The 24,067-nt window shown below is 50.7% G+C and carries 20 protein-coding genes and 1 other RNA gene; 13 read left to right on the plus strand and 8 right to left on the minus strand.

Features of this window, described 5'->3' with window-relative positions:
- Nucleotides 1–189: 189 nt before the first annotated feature.
- Both cas2 and cas1 read right to left on the minus strand, forming a co-directional pair.
- Nucleotides 190–501, minus strand: a complete 312-nt coding sequence (gene cas2 / locus B9Y58_RS15155) for a CRISPR-associated endonuclease Cas2 (protein WP_073055796.1) — start codon at nt 499–501, stop codon at nt 190–192.
- Nucleotides 489–1,385, minus strand: coding sequence for a type II CRISPR-associated endonuclease Cas1 (gene cas1 / locus B9Y58_RS08615; RefSeq protein WP_073055794.1), 897 nt, complete (start codon nt 1,383–1,385; stop codon nt 489–491). The genes cas2 and cas1 overlap by 13 nt, the downstream gene beginning before the upstream one ends.
- Nucleotides 1,386–2,086: 701 nt before the next feature.
- On the opposite strand from cas1, the gene B9Y58_RS08620 reads away from it, so the two are divergent.
- Nucleotides 2,087–3,172, plus strand: coding sequence for a PDDEXK nuclease domain-containing protein (locus B9Y58_RS08620; protein WP_073055792.1), 1,086 nt, complete (start codon nt 2,087–2,089; stop codon nt 3,170–3,172).
- A gap of 4 nt (nt 3,173–3,176) precedes the next feature.
- Here B9Y58_RS08620 and B9Y58_RS08625 read toward each other — a convergent pair whose 3' ends face one another.
- Complete coding sequence (locus B9Y58_RS08625) at nt 3,177–3,707, minus strand: GNAT family N-acetyltransferase (protein WP_073055790.1); 531 nt, start codon at nt 3,705–3,707, stop codon at nt 3,177–3,179.
- Between the two features lie 6 nt (nt 3,708–3,713).
- Nucleotides 3,714–4,103 (minus strand): helix-turn-helix transcriptional regulator, encoded by a 390-nt coding sequence (locus B9Y58_RS14915; RefSeq protein WP_073055788.1) that lies wholly within the window; start codon nt 4,101–4,103, stop codon nt 3,714–3,716.
- 446 nt (nt 4,104–4,549) lie between these two features.
- Between B9Y58_RS14915 and B9Y58_RS08640 the strand changes: the two genes are divergently transcribed.
- The 12 genes from B9Y58_RS08640 to B9Y58_RS08695 all read left to right on the plus strand — a co-directional run bounded on the left by B9Y58_RS08640 (nt 4,550) and on the right by B9Y58_RS08695 (nt 16,313).
- Nucleotides 4,550–5,260: an SDR family NAD(P)-dependent oxidoreductase gene (locus B9Y58_RS08640; RefSeq protein ID WP_073055785.1), complete on the plus strand. Its 711-nt coding sequence runs from the start codon at nt 4,550–4,552 to the stop codon at nt 5,258–5,260.
- Nucleotides 5,261–5,341: 81 nt separating this feature from the next.
- Nucleotides 5,342–6,655 (plus strand): ATP-binding protein, encoded by a 1,314-nt coding sequence (locus B9Y58_RS08645; RefSeq protein WP_073055783.1) that lies wholly within the window; start codon nt 5,342–5,344, stop codon nt 6,653–6,655.
- Between the two features lie 224 nt (nt 6,656–6,879).
- Nucleotides 6,880–7,302, plus strand: coding sequence for a DUF2442 domain-containing protein (locus B9Y58_RS08650; RefSeq protein WP_073055781.1), 423 nt, complete (start codon nt 6,880–6,882; stop codon nt 7,300–7,302).
- A gap of 60 nt (nt 7,303–7,362) precedes the next feature.
- Nucleotides 7,363–8,316, plus strand: a complete 954-nt coding sequence (locus tag B9Y58_RS08655) for a fibrobacter succinogenes major paralogous domain-containing protein (protein ID WP_073055779.1) — start codon at nt 7,363–7,365, stop codon at nt 8,314–8,316.
- Between the two features lie 365 nt (nt 8,317–8,681).
- Nucleotides 8,682–10,160, plus strand: coding sequence for a ketol-acid reductoisomerase (ilvC, locus tag B9Y58_RS08660; RefSeq protein ID WP_073055777.1), 1,479 nt, complete (start codon nt 8,682–8,684; stop codon nt 10,158–10,160).
- Nucleotides 10,161–10,376: 216 nt separating this feature from the next.
- A complete protein-coding gene (locus B9Y58_RS08665) occupies nt 10,377–10,937 on the plus strand; it encodes a deoxycytidylate deaminase (RefSeq protein WP_073055775.1) in 561 nt (186 codons plus the stop codon).
- Nucleotides 10,938–11,060: 123 nt separating this feature from the next.
- Entirely contained in the window at nt 11,061–12,005 is a 945-nt protein-coding gene (locus B9Y58_RS08670) for a TIGR02147 family protein (RefSeq protein ID WP_083532272.1), read from the plus strand.
- Nucleotides 11,998–13,686, plus strand: a complete 1,689-nt coding sequence (locus B9Y58_RS08675; protein ID WP_158278343.1) for a pectate lyase family protein — start codon at nt 11,998–12,000, stop codon at nt 13,684–13,686. The genes B9Y58_RS08670 and B9Y58_RS08675 overlap by 8 nt, the downstream gene beginning before the upstream one ends.
- 18 nt (nt 13,687–13,704) lie before the next feature.
- Nucleotides 13,705–14,022 carry a hypothetical protein gene (locus tag B9Y58_RS08680; protein WP_073055771.1) on the plus strand — a complete coding sequence of 106 codons (318 nt, stop codon included), beginning with the start codon at nt 13,705–13,707 and terminating at the stop codon, nt 14,020–14,022.
- A 59-nt stretch (nt 14,023–14,081) separates the two neighbouring features.
- Complete coding sequence (locus B9Y58_RS08685) at nt 14,082–15,419, plus strand: carboxylesterase family protein (RefSeq protein ID WP_073055769.1); 1,338 nt, start codon at nt 14,082–14,084, stop codon at nt 15,417–15,419.
- A 66-nt stretch (nt 15,420–15,485) separates the two neighbouring features.
- Nucleotides 15,486–15,857: RNase P RNA component class A (gene rnpB / locus B9Y58_RS08690), an RNA gene on the plus strand.
- 150 nt (nt 15,858–16,007) lie between these two features.
- On the plus strand, nt 16,008–16,313 hold the full coding sequence (locus tag B9Y58_RS08695) for a hypothetical protein (RefSeq protein WP_073055767.1): 306 nt from the start codon (nt 16,008–16,010) through the stop codon (nt 16,311–16,313).
- A gap of 1 nt (nt 16,314) precedes the next feature.
- Here the strand turns inward: B9Y58_RS08695 and B9Y58_RS08700 are convergent, their stop codons facing one another.
- The 4 genes from B9Y58_RS08700 to B9Y58_RS08715 form a co-directional block, all read right to left on the minus strand.
- Nucleotides 16,315–18,339 (minus strand): ATP-dependent DNA helicase RecG, encoded by a 2,025-nt coding sequence (locus tag B9Y58_RS08700; protein ID WP_233247887.1) that lies wholly within the window; start codon nt 18,337–18,339, stop codon nt 16,315–16,317.
- A 27-nt stretch (nt 18,340–18,366) separates the two neighbouring features.
- Complete coding sequence (locus tag B9Y58_RS08705) at nt 18,367–19,374, minus strand: MlaD family protein (RefSeq protein WP_073055764.1); 1,008 nt, start codon at nt 19,372–19,374, stop codon at nt 18,367–18,369.
- A 127-nt stretch (nt 19,375–19,501) separates the two neighbouring features.
- Nucleotides 19,502–20,800 carry a GspE/PulE family protein gene (locus B9Y58_RS08710; protein ID WP_073055762.1) on the minus strand — a complete coding sequence of 433 codons (1,299 nt, stop codon included), beginning with the start codon at nt 20,798–20,800 and terminating at the stop codon, nt 19,502–19,504.
- Between the two features lie 112 nt (nt 20,801–20,912).
- Nucleotides 20,913–24,059: an efflux RND transporter permease subunit gene (locus B9Y58_RS08715; RefSeq protein ID WP_073055760.1), complete on the minus strand. Its 3,147-nt coding sequence runs from the start codon at nt 24,057–24,059 to the stop codon at nt 20,913–20,915.
- Nucleotides 24,060–24,067: the final 8 nt, after the last annotated feature.

Here is a 24,067-nt window from a genome sequence, read left to right on the forward strand (position 1 = left end):
AATCCCTGCGCTCACACCTGCGGCTAAAGTCTTGTCTTTAAAACGCTGCCACTGGCTGAAGCTGTTGAAGGTAATGTGGCCTGCGCAGGCGAGAAGTTTTATCTCCGCTCAAAAAGAGCCCCTATAAGACCTACTTTCTGAATATACCTTATTTTATGCGGGTTCGCAAGCGGTTAGACGCTGAAAAAATCAGAAAAATTGGATAAAATCCTGCGATTTGGGCCATTTTTTTGGAGCCCTGGTGCTGCCGAAGTGGCTGTAGATTTCCAGGAATTCCCTGTCGGTGACGCTCAGCAGGCAGACCGTGGAGCGGGGTTCGATTATATTGGCGATTCGTCGTCGGTGTGTCCTGCCGTTGTCCGCAGTGGTGCAGTAGCGGACGTACATTCCCCGTTGCACCTTGCTGAATCCCTCTTTTTCTAGTTCCTTGACGAACCTGTCCATGTTTTGGCGGCCGCTCTTGCAGTGTCTTGGAAAATCGAAAATCGCTACGACCCACATGCTACCCTCGGGTAGGCGATGTTTTTAGTTTCGCCCATGAAAAATTTTGCGACGGAAGCGGTGGTGTAGGTGAGACATGTTCCCAACTGCACCATCTGTTCCCCGAAGGGAATGTTGGTGTAGAATAGTTCCAGAAAGGATGCCTTGACTTCTTTGTCCAACTTTTTCTTTTTGGCCGCGTGTAATTTGTATGCAATCTGATCGATGAAGGGACGGTAGGGTTCCATGATGTCGTCTGCCAGCGGGAATGCGTCGTAATAGTTCCGGTGGAAAATTCCGAGGGAGGGCAGTAACCCGCTCGCCATCAGAGCGCGTGCCGTTGCGGCTCGCAGGAGCGTGTAGCCGTAATTCAAAAAGTCGTTGGGGTGTTCGCCGAACCTGTCGCGGATGAACTCCTTGCCGAAAAGTTCTCTCCAGTAGTATTGTGCGGCAAGTCCTTCGCGGTTGCTGGAATCCCCGCTAAGGACTCCGGTGGCGTATTTCAGGAGGCGGTCGTGTTTTTTGCCGAGGGACTTGAGATGAAGGGCCTGGTTCTTGATTTTTGCCTCCACGACATTTTTCCACATCTGCTTTTTTAGCGGTAGGGGTGCGTCCAGTTGCAGGCGGAAGTATTTTTCTTGCAGGGTGTTTGCGTCCAGGTTCATGAGCATGGATGACGGCATGTGCCTTTCGTTGCAGAATATGACGGCGACATTCTGCTCTGCCAGTTTGCCGATGAGCGGCGTGGTGAGAGATGCCGAATGGTTGTCGATGAGGATGATGGCGATATCCTCGATTGCCCTGAGCGTGACATTGTCGGGATCGTCCTTGTATGTGATTTTGAGCATGGAATTTTGGACCGAAAGCTGGACGGGGCTTTCGAATACGAGAGTCTGTTTGGGCATGTTTATCCTTTTGTTGCTGAGTGTATTTGAAATATGCTAAAATTTAAGTCTCGAACGAGAAATTTCTAAAAAATGTTGAAATTACGCGTATTCTTGGCGATTTTTACAAAAAATACCTTGCGCACTATTGAAAAGAAGGAGTTTTTTGCTTGCTTTTTTGACTTTTTTTAAATTAGACCGAATGAAATACTAAAATCGTACCGATTGAAAATGTAAAATCAGACCGATTGTATTGACGAAATCAGACCGATTATGTAATGAATGGCGCAGCCTGCAAACGCCCCGATGGAGTAATCGTCGTGCCGATTACGGCATTGAAAAATTAGTAAAAAGGTTGTTTTCCCGCGGCTCATAAAGAGCCCCCTTGACTGAGAGTACGCAATTACTTATATTACAATTGTAATTCGATAATCCTCGCGACAGTCGACATAGACCATTTGGTCCGTACGTGCATTCGCGGCGGGGCCCATCAACCTTCTTGACGGTCCTGTTGGATAGCTGGTAGGAAAATACCCTACTCGGGTTCATTCGAAAGAGTGACAGGTAACGCCGGGGAAAGCCCCCGCCAACAGAATCGCAAGATTATCCCATTCCACGCAAGGCGTGGAAACTCCATTACAAAGCAAAAAAGCAAGGGCGTATAGTGCGTCGTTTTTACGGTGTATTCGCACCGTTGTGCAACCATTTTAAAGAGGATATCTATGTCGAAAAAATCTATCAACATCTTGGACAAGGATTACATTCACTGGGTCAAGGAACTTTCTTCCCGTTATCGCAAGAGCCAGATCAAGGCGGCGGTAAAGGTAAATAGTGAAATGTTGCGCTATTACTGGGAATTGGGGCGCGATATTGTAACCAAGCAGGCTGAAAATAAATATGGGAGCAACTTTTATGGTACGCTTAGTACTGATTTAAAGAAAGCAATCCCTAACGCCGAAGGGCTGTCTCCATCGAATATTCGCTATTCTAAAAGGTTTTTCCAACTATATAGTCCAGTCTTGGAAAATCTTCAGCAGGTTGCTGAAAAATCTCAAAGTCCTTTAGAACGACTTGAATCTACATTATTCTCTGTTCCGTGGGGGCACCACATGCTGCTCATCGATAAGTGCTCAGAGGCCCCACAAAAGGCCCTGTTTTTTGCCCGCCAGACGGTAGAAAATGGCTGGAGCCGTTCGTCCCTTTTGAATGCGCTTTCAAGTGACCTTTACGAGCGCCAGGGAAAGGCGTTGACGAATTTTGAGCGGACTCTCCCCGCCGAAACAAGCGATTTGGCCCAGGAACTGACGAAGGATCCTTACAATTTCGCGTTTACGGGTATTACGGGTCGCTACAACGAAAAACTGCTGAAAGATAGCCTGCTGAACAACATTACCCGTTTTCTTGTGGAATTGGGCACGGGATTTGCCTATGTCGGCAGGGAATATGGTATTATGGTGGGCGAAAGGGAGAAGTTCATGGATTTGCTTTTTTACAACCTGAATCTCTCTTGCTATGTCGTTGTCGAGGTGAAAATCGGGCGCTTTGAATTTGCCGATATCGGGCAACTGGGCGGATACATGGTGGCATGCAATCACATCCTTAAAAAGGAAGGGCGCGACAACCCGACAATCGGTCTGCTGATTTGCAAGGAAAAGGACAAGGTACAGGCACAGTACGCTCTGGAATCAAGTACGCAACCTATCTGTATCTCTGAATACGAACTGGAGAAATTCTACCCTGAAAAGGTTGAAGGCACAATGCCCTCTATTGAGGAAATTGAGAAAAGATTGTGCGAAGAGCCGCTGTAAAATTTTACGGGTACTTTGCTCCGGGAATGTCCTTGAGGATTTCTTTCCAGAAGTCGCGGAATTCCTTTTCGGTGACGGGGCCGCCGGCGGAAAGTAGGCGGTAGTGTTCGCCTTGCCAGACGTAATCGACGGGGGAAGCGTCAAAGCCGTTGCGGGTGTAAAATTCGCGACGGCGGTTCCGGCGTTCGAGTTCTACGGCGTCCTTGGAATCTTCTTCGACTTCGATATCAACGACGATGCGCGTGTCGGGGTGTTGCCTGCGGATGGCCTGCAGAATTTTCGAGCCGTATCCGCGGCTGCGCAGTTCTGGCACAACCGCGAAATAGACGATGTTCGTGATGCTCCCGTGCGTGATGGCGTTCGAAAACCCACAGAACATATCTCCATCGAAAAATGCCCAGAATTCCCGCTTGATTTTGTCGTCGAGCAAATGCTTTATTGGAATCCGCTCGTTGGCCGGAAACGCCGATTCATACAGCGCCTTGACCTGCGGAAACCAGGAGGCATCTCTTGTGACATCGAAAAACTGGAGCATGGCTGTCTACCAAAATAAGTTCCTGTAGCTAGTTCCGAGAGCGTCTGCGAGGCGATGGGCCATCTTGCGTCCGATGGGTTCTTTGCCTCGTTCCATGGCGGACACTTGTTGCTTGGTGATGCCAGCCTTATCGGCCAATTGTTGCTGCGTGTAACCGAAGGTGGTTCGCAAAAGTTTCAAACTTTCTGCTGGAGTGGTTTTGGACTCCATTTCTTTGAACCAATCGGTTTTTGAAATTTCGACATAGTCTTCGTCAGTTTCTTTAACTTCTTCCACATTGGGAAATGCTGACTTCAGGAATATGACAAGATAGTCGGGAATGTTTTTACCTTCAAAGGTGAAAATTGTCCCATTTTTGGCTTTGCTAGTAAGGCGCATTTTCACGGCTTCCAACATAGGTGACCTCCAGTTCAATTCCTTTTACAGTTTCGATCCAACATGCTGCCCAGTGGTATGATAGGTGGCAATGGTATGTATTCGTCTTAACGAGTTTCTTGTAGTTAGGCCAGTTAGGTAGAATAGGACCTTTCTCCTCAAGATCTTTGACTAGTTTGACGAATAGTATTTGCTCCTTTTGGGGCATGAGCCTTACGGCTTTTAGAATTTTTGGTTTTGTTATTACTTTCATAATATATGAAAATTCTTTCCTTGTGTCAAGATTTTTTCTTTACATCGTGCGAAAAGAAAAAAGCTAAAAACAAAATCCGCCAAAATTGAGAAACCCCTTGATTTTGCAAACAGGTGATTGCAACTATCAACAGAAAATTTTTTTACATGTGAATATGTCGCCTATGGTTGTCAGCTATTCACATAAAATGAACAGGAATGGTATATTTTCTCTCATGAAATCGTTTGAAAATAAAGTGGTGGTGGTGACGGGCGGGGCGCACGGGATTGGTGCAACTGTCGTGAGTGAATTCGAAAAAGAAGGCGCGAATGTCGCCTACATCGACATTCGTGAAAATCCCTGCTTTGTGGGGGACCTCTCCAAGAAGGAAGTCCTCGAAAAGTTTGCGCAGTTCGTGATTGAAAAGTACGGGCACGTGGATGTGCTGGTAAACAACGCGCTCCCGCTGATGAAGGGCATTGACGAATGCAGTTACGAAGAATTCAGCTACGCGCTGGCTGTCGGCGTGACGGCCCCGTTCTACCTCGCGAAACTTTTCGCGCCGCATTTTGGGTCGGGTGCAAGTATTATAAACATTTCCTCGAGTCGCGACCGCATGAGCCAACCGCAAACGGAAAGCTATACGGCGGCGAAGGGCGGAATTGCTGCCCTCACGCATGCACTGGCCGTGAGCTTTGCGGGCCGCGTGCGCGTAAACTCGATTTCGCCGGGCTGGATCGATACGGATTTCAAGACCTACGAAGGCCCCGATGCCACGCAGCAGCCCGCAGGCCGCGTCGGCAACCCGCTGGACATCGCGAACATGGTGCTTTACCTCGCGAGCGACAAGGCTGGTTTTATTACCGGCGAAAACGTCTGCATCGACGGCGGCATGACCCGCCAGATGGTTTACCACAACGACTGCGGCTGGAAATTCGAAGGGTAAAATGCGGAAGAACTTGCGTTATTCGTATGAAAAACGCAGAAATTGTTGCAAAATTGATATGAATAATGTAGATTTTGAAGCGTGGAACGCGAAATACTGAAAAATTTCATAGAATGGAAGTCTGAGCCTGGGCGTAAGCCGTTGGTGGTGACCGGGGTGCGTCAGTGCGGAAAAACCTACGCAATCAAGGATTTTGGGAACCGTTTTTTTGAAAACCTGGCGTATTTCAATTTCGAGGGAAATACTGCCCTGCAGTCCATCTTCGAGTACGATTTCGATGTCACTCGCATTGTGATGGAACTGGAGCGCTATTCTAAGCAGAAAATTACAGATGGCAAGACGCTTGTCTTTTTTGACGAAATCCAGGCGTGCCCCAAGGCCATAACGAGCCTGAAGTATTTCTGCGAAGATCGTTCCGGGCTTCATGTGATTGCTGCAGGATCTCTCTTGGGAGTGGTTATCCGCAAGTCGGAAATTTCTTTCCCCGTGGGGAAGGTGGAACGCCTGCAGATGTTCCCCATGAGTTTTGAGGAATTCTTGATGGCGATTGATGACGGCCGCTCTCTGCTCGAAGGTCTTTCGAACTATGACCTGCGTCGTGCGCTACCGGAAATGTACACGATTCCGTTACAGAATTATCTGAAACTTTATTACGTTGTCGGGGGTATGCCCGCTGCGGTAGCGTCTTTTGTACAGGAAAATGACTTTGAAAAAGTGGACCGAATCCTGAAAAACATTCTTTTGGATTATGGGGACGATTTTTCAAAGCATGCTCCTCCATCGGATATTCCGAAACTAGGGCTTATCTGGGATTCCGTTCCCAAGCAACTGGCAAAGGACAACAACAAGTTCATGTTCTCGCATGTGAAGGCGGGCAAGCGTGCTGCTGATTTGGAAGATGCGCTGCAATGGCTTTTTAATGCGGGACTTTTGCACAAACTGGAATGTGTGACGAACGCGGAACTGCCGCTATCGAACAATGCTAACGGCACGGTTTTCAAGGTCTATATGAGCGATGTCGGGTTACTGCGCGTGAAGTCTGGAATTGACGCCAGCACGATTCTTGAAGAAACACCGCTGTACGCAACTTTCAAGGGTGCGTTTACGGAAAACTATGTAATGAATGAACTTGTGAAGCAGGGGCTGCACCCTTATTTCTGGCGGTCTGAGAACAAGGCTGAACTCGATTTTCTGATTGAGATTAAAAACGAGTTGATGCCAATCGAAGTCAAGGCGGAAGAGCGCACGAAAGCGAAAAGCTATGGCGTCTTTTGCAAGAGGTTTTCGCCTAAGAAAGGATTCGTACTTTCGCAAAAGAATATCGCCGTGACGAATGACGGACAAACGGAAACATTGCATTTACCGCTTTACCTATGCGGAAAGATTTTCCGTTGACCATGATGGCCGGCGGCGAACACTGGTTCCACACCGCTATATTAATAAAACCATTTAAGGGTGTAAATTCTGTTATTTTTGCAAAATATACCCCCTTAACCTTGGTTTTTGTCTAGTAATAGTGAAGGAGTATGGCAATAAAAATATTTAACCTATTGACGGTTATTAAATAATAACCTATATTAAATTATGCCGAAGATATTTGAAAGGGGTGGAATCTCTTTATGAACGAGATTTCGGAAAAAGACGTAAAAAGGCTTTGGGTTGAGAAAGACGCTGTTTGTGTCGAACTGAAAGACGGCCGAATCGGGCGTGAACTCATCCGAGATTATGAACCGCTGCGGAAGGCTACGCGAAAGCAGTTGGAGAACTGCCGCGTAGATTGCGATGGCGTGTGGTTTGACGATCTGGACGAGGGCCTGGAACTTTCGGGATTCTTTTCGCCGAAAAAAACGAATCCCATTGGCCGCGTATTTTGGCTGTTCCCCGAACTTAATGCTTCGGCGTTTGCCCGCCGATTGGGGATCCCTCAGCCCCTGTTCGCCGCATACGTAAACGGAACGAAGAAACCCTCTTTGGCAAGGAAGAAACTCATTGACGAAGAACTGCGCCGTATCGGCAGGGAACTGCTGAAAACCGTGGCGTAGTGGATTAGGGAATAATTATATTTCCACTGGATAAATGTAGCCGATGGGCGAAGGATTTTTATGAAAAAGATTTTTGTGGCGCTTTGCATGGTGGCGTTTTTGGCGGCGTGTGATGATTCGTCGTCGGCATCGGCAGAAAACAATGATCCTACGACCCTGAGTAGCGCTGAAGGGCAGGGGAACTCGTCTTCTTCTAAGCCGACTTCTGGTGTAAGCGAGTCTTCGAGCAGTTCTTTCGATGAATCGTTGTCATCTAGTAGTGAAGAAATTGAGTCGTCTAGTTCTCCTGAACAAAATGCGGAGTCGAGTAGCTCGGAGAAATTGTCCGCGACAAGTAGCAGTTCTGTGGTCAAGGTATTTTCTTCGTCAAGTTCTGAAATGGGGTGTAAAACGAGAAGTGAAGATAATTGCGAATATGGAGAGTTGATTGACGATCGTGATGGTCAAACTTATAAAACGGTTAAAATTGGCAGTCAGTGGTGGATGGCAGAGAATCTGAACTACCAAACGGGAAATAGTTGGTGTGGTGGCGGATATAGCTTTACGGAAGGTGACTGCGCCATCTATGGGCGGCTCTACACATGGGCCACTGCCATTGGCAGGACTGAGGAAACTTGCGGCTATGAAGTCGATTGTGACCTTGGCTCCGGCAACGTGCAGGGAGTATGCCCTGATGGTTGGCACGTTCCCACGCAGGATGAATGGAATGTTCTGATTGATACTGTGGGCGGAAAGTATGTTGCAGGCCAGAATCTCAAGGCGATAACTGGTTGGAACAGCTATATTGGCATGACCAATAAGGATGCTTACGGCTTCTCGGCACTCCCTGCTGGCGATAGTTACAGCATCAAAGGCGTTTTCGACGGCGTTGGTAGCTATGCTTACTTCTGGAGTGCTACGCAGGGCAGTAGCCAGGGCGCCTACCATGTGCAACTGGGTTACGGCGATTACGACGTGTCCCAGAGCAACTACTGCAAGAGAAACGGCTTCTCCGTCCGTTGCGTAAAGGACTGATTGCAAGGCGGATGCATCGCAAAAACGCAGGGACTCCAAGGGAGCCCCTTTTTTGCATGAATTTTGTTTAATTTGTTTGAGTAGAAATGGAGATGCCCGCCTGCGCGGGCATGACACTTCGGGGGTCTTAGGGGGTGGAACCCACTAGGCGAGGGGGTGGTGTAGGACTCGGCGATAGCCTGGCTGGAGCGAATGTTTTTAGTAAGCGAACGAGCCACGGATTTTTCCGTGATAGTGAGCGGGTAAAAACATCGTGGAGGCCATAGGCGAGAGTCGAGGCCGAAAACAGGGGGATTCGTCCCCCTTTGGTGTATTTTTAACTATATTTCCCCCCGGAAACATTCTAATTAACAGAGGTTCAAAAAATGAATTATTTCAATTCTATCCCTATGCGTCGCCAACTCGAAGAAATTGGCCACTGCCGTTTCATGGAACATTCTGAATTCAGCCGTGGTGTTGAAGCCCTCAAGGGCAAGAAGATCGTGTTCGTCGGTTGCGGTGCCCAGGGTCTCCATCAGGGTCTTGACCTGCGCGATAGCGGCCTCGACGTCTCTTACACGCTCCGCAAGGAAGCCATCGAACAGAAGCGCCAGTCCTGGAAGAACGCTACTGAAAACGGCTTCAAGGTCGGTACCTACGAAGAAATGATTCCGGATGCAGACCTCGTTTGCAACCTCACACCGGACAAGCAGCACCACAACGTGATCCCGGCCATCATGAAGCTCATGAAGAAGGGCGCCGCCCTCTCTTACAGCCACGGCTTCAACATCGTTGAAGAAGGCCAGGAAATCCGCAAGGACATCACGGTGATCATGGTCGCCCCGAAGGGCCCGGGTTCCGAAGTCCGTAGCGAATACGTCCGCGGTTTCGGTATGCCCTGCCTTATCGCTGTGCACCCGGAAAACGACCCCGAAGGTAAGGGCTGGGACTACGCCAAGGCTTACGCCGCTGGCCTCCATGCCGACCGTCCGGGCGTTCTCGAAAGCTCTTTCGTTGCCGAAGTGAAGTCCGACCTCATGGGCGAACAGACCATCCTTTGCGGTATGCTCCAGACCGGCACGATCCTTTGCTACGACAAGATGGTGAAGGATTTCGGCGTTGAACCGGCTTACGCGGTCAAGCTGCTCCAGTACGGCTGGGAAACCATTTCCGAAGCCCTGAAGCACGGCGGCATCACCAACATGATGGACCGTCTCTCCAACCCGGCCAAGATCCGCGCCACGGAACTCGCCGAAAAGATGAAGAAGATCATGAAGCCGCTCTACTGCGAACACCAGGACAACATCATCTCTGGCAAGTTCTCCAGCACCATGATGGTCGACTGGGAAGCCGGCGACAAGGATTTGCTCAAGTGGCGTGGCGAAACGGGCGAGCTCGAATTCGAAAAGGTCGAAGCTACCGACAAGGTCATCACCGAACAGGAATACTTCGACCGCGGCGTTCTCATGACCGCCATGATCAAGGCCGGTGTGGAACTCGCTTTCGAAACCATGTGCTCCGTGGGCATCAAGCCGATGAGCGCCTACTACGAATCTCTCCACGAGACTCCGCTTATCGCGAACCTCATCGCTCGTAAGAAGTTGTACGAAATGAACCGCGTGATCAGCGACACCGCCGAATACGGTTGCTACCTGTTCGCCAACAAGTGCGTGCCTCTGCTCGCCGACTTCATGAAGAACGAAGTGAAGAAGGACGACATCGGCGCTATCTACGGCGAAGGCAAGACCACCGCTGTGGATAACGAAGAACTGATCAAGGTGAACAAGAACATCCGTCAGCATCCTGTCGAGGAAGTTGGTGCTTGGCTGCGTGAACGCATGTCCGGCATGACCCGCGTCGTCTAAGCTTCGCGATACTGCGTTGTGGCTGCGCTCACGTACGCTTAGTACGCTACGCGCATCCACGCCTCGTTCTGCTCGCTTATACTTAGCGGGATGAAAATTGAAGAAGTCCGTCGGGTATGCGCCCGGCGGGCTTTTTCTGTATTCGAACTTTCAATAGCCAGCAAACCACTGTCTACTGTCTACTTCCTACAGTCTACTCTTACTATATTATCCCACATGAACAATTCTCAATCTCGCAGCAAGCTTCGTGACGAAGTCTATACCCAGATGATGTGCGCGCAGGCGCGCCTTTCTAAAGACCAGAATACCCAGATGGGGGCGGTGCTGGTGAGTGCCGATGGTCGCGTAATCAGCACGGGCTACAATGGCGCTCCGGCTGGTTTCGACGACGAAACGGTGCCGTACACGCGCGAAAAGCAACTGCTGGCGTATGATTTGCTGGATGCCGATTCGGGCGAGCTCTTGAGCCACCACGAGTTCGAGGCGAACAAGTACCCGTTCATGGTTCACGCCGAAATCAACGCGTTGCACTATGCCCGCGGCAAAGTTCCTCCCGGCTCCAAGCTCTATGTGATTGGTTTTCCGTGCGAACGCTGCGCCCTGGATGTGAGCCTTTCGGGTGTTGCCGAAGTGTTCGTGACCAAGGACGATTACGACCCGAAGTCCACGCTGAACAACAGCCGCGACACGGCCTACTACATGTTTGCGCAGGCGGGAATTATCGTGACTCTGTGCGGCAAGCGCATTCGCCCGGTGGTTTCGAAACCGAACAAGTAGTTTTTATCACACTTTCAAAAGTGTGGACATAAATTTTTGTCTAAATGTAGACTTTTAGGCGAAATATTTATTATATTAGTAACCGGGAGCCTTTTGCGCTCGGTTTTTTTATGGATTTTTAATATGGTGAATCTTTTTGAATACTTGAACTACCGCGAATTTTTGCGTGACGCCTATGAAGAGCGCCATAAGGGCGATTGGCGTTTTAGCCACCGCTATATTGCCGACCGTGCCGGGTTCGATGCGTCGATGTTCAACAAGATTCTGCAGGGCAAGCGCAACTTGACCAGTCGCCTGGTTTCGGTGTTTGCTGATATCTTTTGTAATGATGACCGCGAAAAGGCCTACTTTGCCGACATGGTGGCGTTCAACCAGGCGAAGAACCATTCCGAAAGCCGTCAGTATCTGGAAAAGCTGGTCGCGACCAAGGAATGCAAGGTCGAAAATGTGGCCAAGGACCAATTCGAATACTTTGACCACTGGTACCATGCGGTGATTCGCGAACTGGTAACTTTTTACCCGTATGTGGGCGATGACGCGGCGCTTGGCCTGATGGTGCGCCCGCCGATTACGGCCTCGCAGGTTAAGTCTTCAATTGCGCTCTTGGAACGCCTCTCGATGATCAAGAAGAACGAGGCAACAGGATTTTACGAACAGACACAGGGACTGATTTCGAGCGGTTCGGAGTCGTTCAGTACGGCGGTTAACTCTTACATCCAGCAGAACTTGAATGTGGCGCAAGACGCCATGGACCGCTTCGACAGAAATGAACGAAACCTGTCGACGCTTGCTTTTGCCTGTGACGAGGACACTTATAAGGAATTGGTAGAAATGGTGCGCCGTTTTCGCCGTGAAATTCTCGCAAAGGTGGGGCAGTGCGCAAAGCCTAATCGAGTGTTCCAACTCGGTATGCAGCTGTTTCCGCTTTCGGACCCGTATCCGCCTCCGCAGCGCCGCGGGCGCAAGCGCCGTATTCGCGGTATGGAAATGACGAACGGCGACGAATTAGAAGTTGCCGGTGATGATATCGCCGGTGAAAATGCCGAAGGGGGTGCGGACAATGCTTAAGAGAAAATCTTTATATGCTGTTCTAGCTCCCATGGTGGCGGGAATGCTTTGCAGTAGCTTTGTGGGCTGCTCTGAACGTCGCGATATCGCGGGCGGTACCGAAGCCGAATCGACGATCGCGTTGCAGATTCAGTTGGCAAGCGGTAAGCCAGCCGCTTATAGCCGTGTGCGTGCGCTCCCGGAAGGTTTTTTACCCAAAGGCAACCGCGTGGTGCCTTGGCTCGAAACGAATGATTCGGGCTTTGTCAAGATTCCGATGGAACCGGGTTCTTACACGGTGGAGGCTCGCCATGTCGATGGAACAGTGGCAACAGGCGCTATCCGCAGCGTAGACTTGGAGAAAAAGTCGGCCGCTAGAATCGATACGGTCAAGCTCGGCGAACTTTCTTCGATCGAAGGCTACGTGATGCTCGGTGATTCGATGCCGGTGGTCCGTATTGCGGGCCTTGACCGCTACGTGATTCCGGACAGCACGGGTCACTTTGTGATTGATTCGCTCCCGGTGGGCGATTTTGACGTGCAAATCGGCGACCCGCAAGAGGTTTATTCGGCCAAGGTGCAGTCGACGACGGGCGATACCTTGTATGTAGACTGCTCTGATTCCACTTCAAGCATTAATGTGGTCAAGCCTAAGGAAACGGCAGCAAGTGAATATCCCGATGCCGACTGGAACGAACACGATGCCTTGATTAAGTTGGCCGACGGCTATGCTGTAGGTGTACTCGGTGCTGCGGGCGTTACCGATTCTGCGGGTAATATCAGCAAGCAGAAGGGCGAAGTCTGTATTGTGACCACAACCGAAGACTACATTATTGTCGAAGACACGACCAGTACGGATTCGGCGTCAACGACGGCGGTGATTGCACCGGGGTCGCTCCGTGAATGTGCCTATAAAGAAGGCCCGGTATGGGTGCTTTTCGAAAAAGATGGCACTTATAACCTGCAGGCTCCGCTCCGTTTGAAGTCCGACAAGACATTCGATGGCCGCGGTCGCGATATCCGCATTTCGGGCATGGGTGTGCTTACCGATGCTTCGAGCAACTTGATCTTTGAAAATCTGACCTTTACGGCGCCGTCTATTACAGCGCAAGATACGACCTCTCGCCGCGCCCTTTCGATCCATAACCGTACGCATCATGTGTGGGTGGACCATTGCACCTTCGAGGAATACCCGCTGGTGGAATTCGATGTGAAGCGCTGCTCGCATAATGTCACGATTTCTTGGTCTCGTTTTGAAAATGCTCAGACGGGAGTGCTGTTCGGACTTGCCGGCGATATCATTATGGATACTGCCCAAAGCCTGACAATGCATCACAATTACTTCGAGGGGCTCTCTCGCGACGGAATTCTTGCTCATGGAGGCAAACTTCATGCCTACAACAACTTCTTCTACTCTTTAGATTTGTCGGGCGTGGTATGTTCAGATTCCGCTACCTGCCTGATAGAAAAGAACATCTTCAATAACGAAATGCCTGTGACGTTATACCGCTGGTATTACGAAGACGGTGCTCCGGTGGATTCTACGGTGGGCTTTGCCGACATGGAATCCAACTGGCATACCGCCGGCGGCGAAGATTTCATTACCGATGCTCGCGGCTACAAGCCCGACTACAAGTATACGGCTGATTCCGCCGATGCAGAGCTTGCTTTAAGAGTCAAGAAGCAAAGTGGAGCCCAGTAATTTTCTACTTTAGCGGTCATGAAAGAAAAACTCCCGGCTTTCCTGTTCATGCTTGCAATCCCGCTGTCGATTGTCCTCTACCTCAAGGTAGAGTCGGCCTCGGGTTCCGAAATCGTGGCGCTCTTGTCGGCGGTAGCTTGCTACCTGGTTGTTTTCTTCTTGCTGGCGCTGTTTTTCAATTCCCGCGCGAAAGATGCCGACGGCAAGGCCGTATCCGCTTTGGATAACTTGTTCGCAGAAAAGAAGACAAAGGCTGAACTTGCCCGCGAGCAAATCTTACGCAAGCAAAAGGAACTGGAGGCTAAAAAGGCCTCCGAAAATAATCCGAATTCTTAATCGGTTCATTGCAGACAAAATGATCTCCTTTAGCTATATTTTGTGCGTAAGGAGATTATATGAAGAAAATTGCCCTTTTCCTAGCCTGCGCGGTAGCCTGCTCTAGCGCTGCAGAACGTTACAAAGACCGCATGTTTGATGTCTCTGTCAAGAAAGATGTCATTTATGCCTCTAACGTTAAACACCTCAAGACACTCAATTCCATCTCGACTGCGATTATTACGTATGCCGTTTTGAACGATGGCATGCCTGTCTATCTGTTTGATAACGAGACTGACCTTAAGGAAGTCAGTTTGAAGATGGATATTTATCAGCCGAAAAACGATACTGAAAAGAAACGCCCGGCTGTTTTGGTGATGCATGGCGGTGCCTTTGCGGCAGGCTCCAAGAACGATTATGACCAGCACACGGTGACTTATTGCGACTCTCTGGCAGCCCGTGGTTTTGTGACTGCGGCGGTGGAGTATCGCCTGGGGATTACGGCTGTCATCAAGGACAAGGCGCTCACTATCGATAGCCTCGATTTCTCGAGAACGGTGTATCGTGGAATCCAGGATATCCGTGCCGCAGTCCGTTACGTTAGGTCGAACGCCGACGAATTGGGCGTTGACCCGAATCGCATTTATCTGATTGGCAATAGCGCAGGCGCAATCCTTTCGCTCGAAAACATTTACATGGACAAGGAATCCGAAATTCCGCCGGCAGCAAAGAATGCTCCGGATTTGGGCGGACTCGATGCTTATGGTGTGCAGGGCTATGGTTCTCAGGCGAATGCCGTGGCGGCCTTGTGGGGCGCTGTGCATGATCCGAAAATTATCGAAGACGTGAAAAAGCCGGTTCTCTTGGTTCATGGTAAAGCCGACAGTACGGTGGTCTTTAAGACAGGGCGTCCGCTGAGCAATATTGCGGGTGTTCTTGAAAACTTGATGCCTGCGGCTGCGGCATCGGTTGGCGCGCTTGCATTCCATGTGGCGACTCCGACTCTTTACGGTAGCTATGTGATTGACTCGGTGCTTACGGCAAACAACGTGGAACATGACACCTACTTTGTCGATGGCCAACCCCATGAATTTTATGACTACGAAGATTATGATGTGAAGGTACAAAAGAAAGTCTTTGATTTCCTTTATGACTTGACCCAGAAACCTGCAAGCGCCGACCGTATTGTGTTGGCTTTGGTTAAGCCGTCTGCACTCCGTATGGGCGAAAACAACATGAGCTTTACGGTGTCGAAGGGTAGCGACCTCGCTTACGCCGTGACAGATTTGCGTGGCCGTATGGTGAAAAACGGCGTGGTTTCTGCAGGAGAAACGGTGGATCTTGCCGACCTTGAACGCGGTGTGTATGTGCTCCGCGTAAAGGGTGAACGTGCCATCCGATTCGGTATTTCTCGCTAAAAAACGTCAAATTTCAAACTTTTTAAAGCGCCCTTTCATTTCGGGGGGCGTTTTTCTATATTTGGGGTGGGGTGGCGGATGGCCGCCGGCAGCAATGCTGGAGGAAAGTCCGGGCACCGCAGGGCAGGATGCTGGATAACGTCCAGGCGTGGAAACACGACAGAAAGTGCAACAGAAAGTAAACCGCCGGCCGCAAGGCAGGTAAGGGTGAAATGGCGAGGTAAGAGCTCACCGCGCTCCTGGTGACAGGAGTGGCACGGTAAACCTCATCCGGTGCAAGACCAAGCAGAATTCCGTTCACGCAAGTGAACCTGGGGCGGCCCGCACCAGCTGGAATTCGGGTAGGTTGCTTGAGGCGGTCGGTAACGATTCGTCCAGAGAGATGGTCATCGCCTTCGCAAGAAGGAACAAAACCCGGCTTACAACTGCCCCTTATTTGAATGCCTCCGCTAACAGCGGAGGCATTCTCCGATTAGGGAAGGCTCCGCCCTCCCTAAAACCCTCCTTTCCCATTACAAAAATACAACAATCGCGAAAGCGCTCGTTGTATTTTATCTTATATTTACTTTATAACGTACGGGAAATATTTTGAATAAAGAAAAACTGAGTAAATTGATTCTGCGCATTGAGGCAACCATTGGCGTAATCGCCATGCTCATGGGAACAATCCTTACGGTTGCCGTTTGGAACGAGGGTTACTTTGTGGGCGCTATGATGATGATTGTCACGGGTGCAATCAGCGTATTTCTCGGGTTCAAGGAACTGGTGCAACCGAGCGACCATGTGTTCCACTGGTTGCCGCTGTTCTATAAGATTGTGCGCCGTTCGTTCTTTTTCTTGAACGTGGTCTTGATCGGGCTTGTCATTTTGACGGTCGCCCCGATGCTAGAATAAATTAGTGAACGCCGTCTTCGTTGGCGGATTTCTTTTCGCTATACCACAGCTGGATTTTTTCACGGGCGTCTTCATCGAAGGCGTCTTTGTCTTTTAGAATGTTTTCTGCCATCTGCAAAGTCTGTGCGATGAGTTCCTGGTCGGCAATCCAGTCGAACCAGCGGAATACCCAGCTGCCGCTCTGTTCGTTGCCTTCTAGATTGCCGGCGCCGCGAGTCTGCAAGTCGAGCTCTGCAATTTCAAAGCCGTCGTCGGTGTGGCTGAATTGGGTGAGGCGTTCCAGCGAATTGGCGGCCGCTTCGCCATCGGGTAACATCAAGAAACACCAGGCCTGCATGTCCCCGCGGCCAACACGTCCGCGCAGCTGGTGCAGCTGCGCAAGCCCGAAACGGTCAGGCTGGTCGATTGCCATGATGTTTGCTTCGGGCACATTCACGCCGACTTCGATGACGGTTGTGGCCACAAGAATATGGACTTCTCCGGCGGCGAACCGCTTTAAAATGCCGTCGCGCTGCTCTTCGTCCATTTGACCGTGAATGCCTTCTACCACGACGCTGGAATCAAAGGCGCGGAGTTCGTTGACCACATCTTCGACACTGCGGGCGTTGCCTTCGTCGTCGCTTCCAACGCGGCTTACAATCCAGTAGCACAAGTTTCCGCCCTTCGCCTCGCTGCAAATGAATTTCTTCATGTCGCCGCGCTTGTCGGGGCTTACAAGGCGCGTCTTCACGGGCTTTCGGCCTGCGGGTTTTTCTTTAATTGAAATCACTTGCAAGTCGCCGTACAAGGTCATGGCGAGGCTTCGGGGAATCGGGGTCGCGCTCATCACGAGCATGTCGGGGTATTCGCCCTTCGAAAGTAAGGCTTCGCGCTGGTTTACGCCAAAGCGGTGCTGTTCGTCGATAATCACGAATCCGAGTTTTGCAAAGGTTACGTCCTTCGAAAACAGCGCGTGCGTGCCAATCACCGCCTGGCAAAGTCCCATTTGCAGCTCGCCCAGAATCTGACGTTTCTCGGCGGCGGGGGTTGCCCCAACTAACAGTTGGATGCGCATTCCTGCTGCCTCAAAGAACGGCTTCATCTGCTTAAAGTGTTGCCTGGCCAAAATGTCGGTCGGCACCATCAATGCGCATTGCTCGCCAGCGCCGCACACGGCCAGCATGGCGAGCAGGGCAACCACCGTCTTGCCGCAGCCCACATCGCCTTGCAATAAGGCGTGGAACTGCTTTTTGCCGTTCAGGCCGTCGATAATGCGGTTCAGCGCCGCGTCCTGCCCGCCTGTTAAATTAAAGGGGAGTCTCGACTTGGCGAGCATGACCTGGCCCAAGTCAATTTGCCTTTCGTGCCCGCGAACCTTCTGGTTCTCGCGTCGCTTCACCATGCGCAAGCAGAAGGGGAGCAGTTCCAAAACCTTGAGTTCACGCTTCGCCTTGCGAATTGAATCAAAGTCGGCAGGCTTGTGCAGAACGCGTAGATTGTTCAGTACCGCGTTAAAATGCAAATAGTCCGTTAGTTCCTTAGGGCAAATTCCAGAAATGGTCAGCGCCGGAAAATGAAAGACGACGCTGTACCAGTTACGGAGAGCCTTCTGCGTAATGCGCGCCTTGACCATGGCCTCGGTCATGGAATACACTGGCTGAATCTGCCCGCTGAATTGTTCGTCTTCGTCCATGGGCTGCATGTCGGGATGTGTCATCTGGAGTCCGCGGTATTCGCCGACAACGCCCGTGGCTAGCCATCGAGTGCCCGGTTGCAAACGCCTACTTTGGTACGAGGCTCCCTTAAAGAATGTCAGCGTGATTTCGCCAGTGCCGTCGGCAAGGGTCGCCACAAATCGGCTGCCACGCCCACGAATGATGCCTCCGCGAATGATTTTGCCGATAACGACGGCCCGTTCGCCCACATGCAAGTTTCCGATAGAACTGACCTTGGTCTGGTCCAGGTAGGTGCGCGGAATATTGTACAGAAAATCCGAAAGTGAAACGATGCCTGCAGACTTGAGTGCCTCAAGGCTTTTCGGTCCCATTTTGGGAAGGTTGCTTAAGTCCATGGCTTACTCGCTCTGGGCGGTTCCGTTCTGGGCTTTTTCGGCGCGTTCGCGGGCTTTTTCTCGGGCGGTCTTTCCGACAAGGTTCAGGTTTTTCCAAGCGAAGGGCTTGACCGGGTTGCCGTTTTCGTCAAGCATCTTGATACCCTTGGTGTCGATGGCGCGCACGATTTCGTTCAGCTTGGAGACCAGTTCGTTCACCTTGTCCACCGTTTCAGAAGAATAGAGGATCTTGCTGTAGAAGGGATCGGCTTCGATGCTATTGATAATATCGTTGGTTTTTTCGGCTCCTTCAGAAATCCGTTTCATGGCGTTTTCAGCCAGTTCCAATTTTTCGTTGACCGTATTGGTAACTGTGACAATGGCGGAATCAGCCTGCTTGGTAATCACGAGCAAGTTCTTGCTTGCCACATCGGCCTGGGCAAAGAGGTTGTTTAGAGCCGGTTGCAAAGTCTGGAGAGCCCGTTCGGTATTGCTGAGGGTAACTTCGATGTTCTTGATGACGTATTCCACCAAGTCGCTTGCAGAACGGTGGGTGGAGTCTCCGTTGGTCACCAAGTAGATAATTTGGCGGATGGTTTCCACTTGGTCGTTAACGTTTTCGATGTAACGCAAAACTTCGGCAATGCCCGGTTCAAAATGCCCTTGATGGATGTAACTGTCAGGGAGAACCTTTCCTGTCTTGGAAGGAATGATTTCTAGCCTGCGCTGGCCCATGATGGCGTAATTGGTGTTGTTGAACTGGGTGCCTTCGCGAATCACGATGGGCTGGTTGAACTTGATTTCGACGCGGGCACGGTCGCCAAGCCACTGTACTTTGCCGATGGTTCCGACTGTGTATCCGCGAATCACCACCTCGTCTTCGGGCTGCAGGGATCCCAGTTCATCGAAATCGACCTGGATAATGGTGGTGGCCTCATGGTGGGCGTCCCACATCGAATAGGCGATAATCGCAAAAATGCTGAACAAGGCCAGGAGCGATATGTAGCCTAATGTCCGGTCGGAAATCTTCATGGTCGAGAATATAGTAAAATAGTAGACGGTAGGAAGTAGACGGTAGGAAGTAGACGGTAGGAAGTAGACGGTAGGAAGTAGACAGTAGGAAGTAGACAGTAGGTGGTAGGCTGTTGGCGGATGGTGGTTAGTGATGTAGGTTTCCTAGCACGCGTTCTATTTCGTCCATGTCGGTTATGTTTGCTTGTACAAGGCGCTTGGCGTTCTCGTACAAGGTTCCGTCTACGTAATTGCCGTCGGGCTTGAGGATTTCTACAACCGCCCTCCGACCCGAATAAGGAAGTCCTTGGGCCGGGCGGCAGCGTACCAGGCGTTGCGCCATAATGCCAAGGAGCGATTCCTGCAGGGCCGTTCGTGAAACGCCCAAGTCTTCGAGGCGGGTGAAACCGGCCTTGGCTGAATTCGTGTGAAGCGTTGAGACGACCAAGTGACCGGTTTGCGCAGCGCGGAGGGCGATTTGCGCCGTTTCCTTGTCGCGGATTTCCCCTACCATGATCACGTCGGGGTCCTGGCGCAATATGGCCCGGAGCGCTACGGCAAAAGTGAATCCGCATTTTTCGTTTACCTGCACCTGAGACACACTTTCTAGCGGATACTCTACTGGGTCTTCAATCGTTGTCACGTTGATTTGCCTATGCACGATTTCTTGCAAACCGGCGTGGAGCGTAGTCGTCTTCCCGGACCCAGTCGGCCCAGTTACCAGGAACAATCCCTGCGGGCTATGGAATACTTTCCGCAAAAACTCAAGATTCCTTGAACTCAAACGCAGTGATTCCAGCCTTGAGTATGGTTCGCTTTCAAGGCGTGAAAACGCAATCGGGCTACCCGCTGTCGGTAAAATCCGGAGCACCGCTTTTTCGCCCCCCTGTACAGGGAGCGTGCTCACACGAATGTTTGCCGAATGCTTAAAACCCTCGAAATGAAAAGATCCGTCATGAGGAATTCTTTTGTCTGTAATGTCGATCTCCGAAAGAATCTTCAGCCGGACTAAAACCGGTTCCCCAATCCATAAAGGCAAACTCTTATAATCGTTCAGCAATCCGTCTTGCCGCAGCCTTACACGAAACGCTTGTGACGCAGGCTCCAGGTGAATATCGGTCGCCTTTAAATCAATCGCCTGCTCAATCAGGTTGTCGACCAAATTCACGATCGGTTCGGATTCCCAAGAGGCGTTTTGCGCATTCTCGGGCTTCAAAAGAACCTCTTCTAGGCCGTCCGTATTCTGGCTAAGAATCTGGTGAATTTCGGCCTTGCTCCTGATGCAGGCTTGTATAGGCTCGCCAAGCTCCGTTCGCACCTTCTGCAACAAGAAATCGTCGCTGTCATCCGTGACTGCAATAGGGAAGGGCTGATGCGAGTCGCTCAAGTAGCCGAGTAAGGCGACATTGTGCTCGCGACACCATTTCGTAGAAAGTAAAGGTTCCATACCGCGAAAATAAAAAACATTCCCGCTCAAGCGTGCAAACACGTGATTGCAAAAAAAACAAAAAGTCCCGGTCGTGCGACCGAGACTTACTTCTCTCTCTATTGTCTAAATCTTATGCCTTGTGGCGCTGTAAATTCTTCTTGATGTTTCCGGCTTTCTTTTTCGCCTTGTGGAAGATGGCGTTCGGGAGCCAGAAGAAGGTCGGCACCAGGTACATGGTAAGGATTGCAGACACAATCAAACCACCCACAGAGGCAATACCCATCGGCTGCGTCATGGCGGCCACGTTACCACCGAGGGCGAATGCCAGCGGAAGCTGGGCCACCACAGAGGCAAACGTTGCAAGTACAATCGGCTGGAACTTGGTTTCGCCTGCGGTCATAATGGCAGATCGTCTGCCCATAGCGCCACTTCGTAGCAGTCGGTTTGCTTCGTCAAGCAATAGAATGGCGTTGTTCACCACCACACCGATAAGCATCACGATAGCCATGAGAGCAATCATCGAAAGTGCCTTGCCGGTAAAGATAAGGGAAAGAATCACGCCTATAGCACCCATCGGGATGGTTGTCATGATAATGAACGGCTGCGCAAAACTTTCGAGGAGAGCAATCAACAGAATGTAGGTGAGGATGATAGCCATCAGGATAGCGGTCTTGAATTCGTCCACCATGTCATTCTGCATGTCTGCGTTACCGCCAAAGCCGAACGAAATTCCTTCGGGAACTTGATCCTTCATTTCTGCGGCGAGCGCTCCGACCTTGCCCATGATTTCACCAGTCGTGTGTCCAGGCAACAAGTTCATCGAAACGTCAACACGTCTCATCTTGCGCTTACGGTCAATACGGGTCGGGCCTGCACCGTCTTCGATAAAGAAGAGTTCGTTAGCGTTCACATAACCCTTGGGGGTCAAAATCGGGAGGTTTTCGATGTCTACGTGGCTTTGACGGTCTTTTTCCATCATGCGCACATACACGTCATATTCTTCACCGTCGTCGGTATACTGGCCGGCTTCATAACCGCTCACGGCAATGTAGTTGTAGTTGGCGGCGGTCTTGAGCGTAATGCCGTAATCAGCGAGAGCCTGGCGGTTCGGGATAAGTCGGATTTCTGGCTTACCTGCTTCGTAACTCATCTTCACGTCGACGACACCTTCGATGGTTTCCTTGATTTTATCCATCACGATTTCGGAAGCCTTCACCACGGAGTCTGCATGCAGACCGCTCACTTCGAGCACCACGTCGCCAGCGGAGTTGTTCTGCATTTCAGAAGCGGAAGTAGACTTGATCGAAATAAATGCATCAGGAATATTTGCAAGGTAGGGACGCAGTGAGTCGACGATGTCGTCGGTGCTACGGGTACGTCCTTCCCAGTCCTTCAGGAGCTTTACGCGCATGGTAGCCTGGTTTACGGTCGTAAAACCGTTAGAACCACCCACGTTCATGCTGTAATGCACGATTTCGGGAACGCCCTTGACCCGCTCTTCAATAATTCGTGCTACGCTGTCGGTGGTTTCAATGTTAGTACCCACAGGCATTTCGAGCTTCACCGAAATCATGCCCTGGTCTTGTTTCGGCATCACTTCGACGGTCAAGAAGTTCTTCGCAAGAACACCCACAAAGAAAATTCCTGCGCCAAGTGCAACGACTTGGAATATAACACCCGGAACAGAAAGGCAGAACGAAAGGGTCTTGAGGTATACAAAGCGAATTCCATTCAAGGCCTTGGGGAAGAGGGAGAGGATCCGGTCGAGAATCGAGGGCTTTTCTTCGATAATGTTTCCGTTTTCGTCTTTCTTCTTGCCCTTGAACAAGTAGGCTGCCATGAGCGGTGTCAAGGTGAAAGTCACCAAGAGCGACACGAAGGTTGCAAACACCATGGTCAGACCGAACGTTCTAAAGAAGATACCGGCAATGGACTTCATGAAGGCAATCGGCACGAACACGCAAACGTTGGTGAGTGTCGAAGCCATGATGGCGACCATGATTTCACTGGTGCCTCGGTAAGCAGCTTCTTTCGGGTCAAGTCCAAGTTTTAATTTTTCGTTAATGTTTTCAAGCACCACGATAGAGTTCGTCACCAACAGACCCACGGAACTCGACAGAGCCATGAGCGACATCATGTTGATGCCAAAGCCCGCAAAATACATAAGGGTAAATGCACCAATCACGGAAATCGGCATCGTAAGGGCCGCAATGAACATGGTCGAGAACTTGCCGAGGAACAAGAGCAAAAGTCCAGCCGTAAGGCCGATTGCGATAATGATATTCTGAATCACGTTATCGATAGCTTCGTTCACTGCTTCGGACTTGTCGTAAACCAGGTGAAGTTCGAATCCTTCGGGGAGTGTTTGCTGAATCTGGGCCATGCGCTTGAGCACGCCTCTTGAAACTTCAACCACGTTAGCGTCGGAACGCTTCTTGATATCGAGTGAAACAGAGTTCGTTCCGTTGAAGCGAGAAGCAGAAGTAATCGATTCAACCGTATCCTTGACTTCAGCGATTTCAGAAAGCTTGATTACGCCTGTTTGGGTCGGAATATCCAGGTCGCGCATTTCGTCGAGGCTGGTGAACTTACCTGCGGTACGCACCGTCGTATTCTTGTGCTTGCCGATGACTTCACCGATCGGGTTATTGACGTTAGCTTGTCCGAAAATTCCCATGATGGTCGCAATGTCTACATTGCGGTCAATCATTTTGTCCTTGTCAAGTTCAATGGAAATCTGGCGTGTGGTACCACCGAAAAGGTCAACGCTTGCCACACCCGGAACAGAAGTGAACAGCGGTTCGATTTCGTCTTCCACCTTCTGGCGGAGTTCCGTGGAGTTGAGCGGTCCGGTAAACGAAATGGACATGATGGCGGCACCGTTAATGTCCACCTTCGAAATAATCGGGGCCTGCACGGCATCCGGGAAGTCGGCTGCGGCAAGTTCAATCTTGGAACGCACGTCGTTTGCTGCCACGTCCACGTTGATACCCATGTTGAACATGGCGACCACGATACCGTAGTTTTCAAGGCATATCGACTGCACGTAGTCGATACCGTCCACCAGTTCCACCTGTTCTTCGATAGGCTTGATGATGGTCGTTTCGATTTCTTCGGGGTTTGCACCCGGATAGATGATGGTACCGGTGACCACGGGGACGTCGAATTTCGGCATCAGGTCCACCACCATCATGCTGTAGGTGTAGAGACCGAAAACCACCACGGTCAAAATGACCATGAGCATGGTTATCGGTTTATAGATACTGGCCTTAATCATTCAGAATC

This window comes from Fibrobacter sp. UWB15, assembly GCF_900177705.1.
Classification (GTDB): Bacteria; Fibrobacterota; Fibrobacteria; order Fibrobacterales; family Fibrobacteraceae; genus Fibrobacter.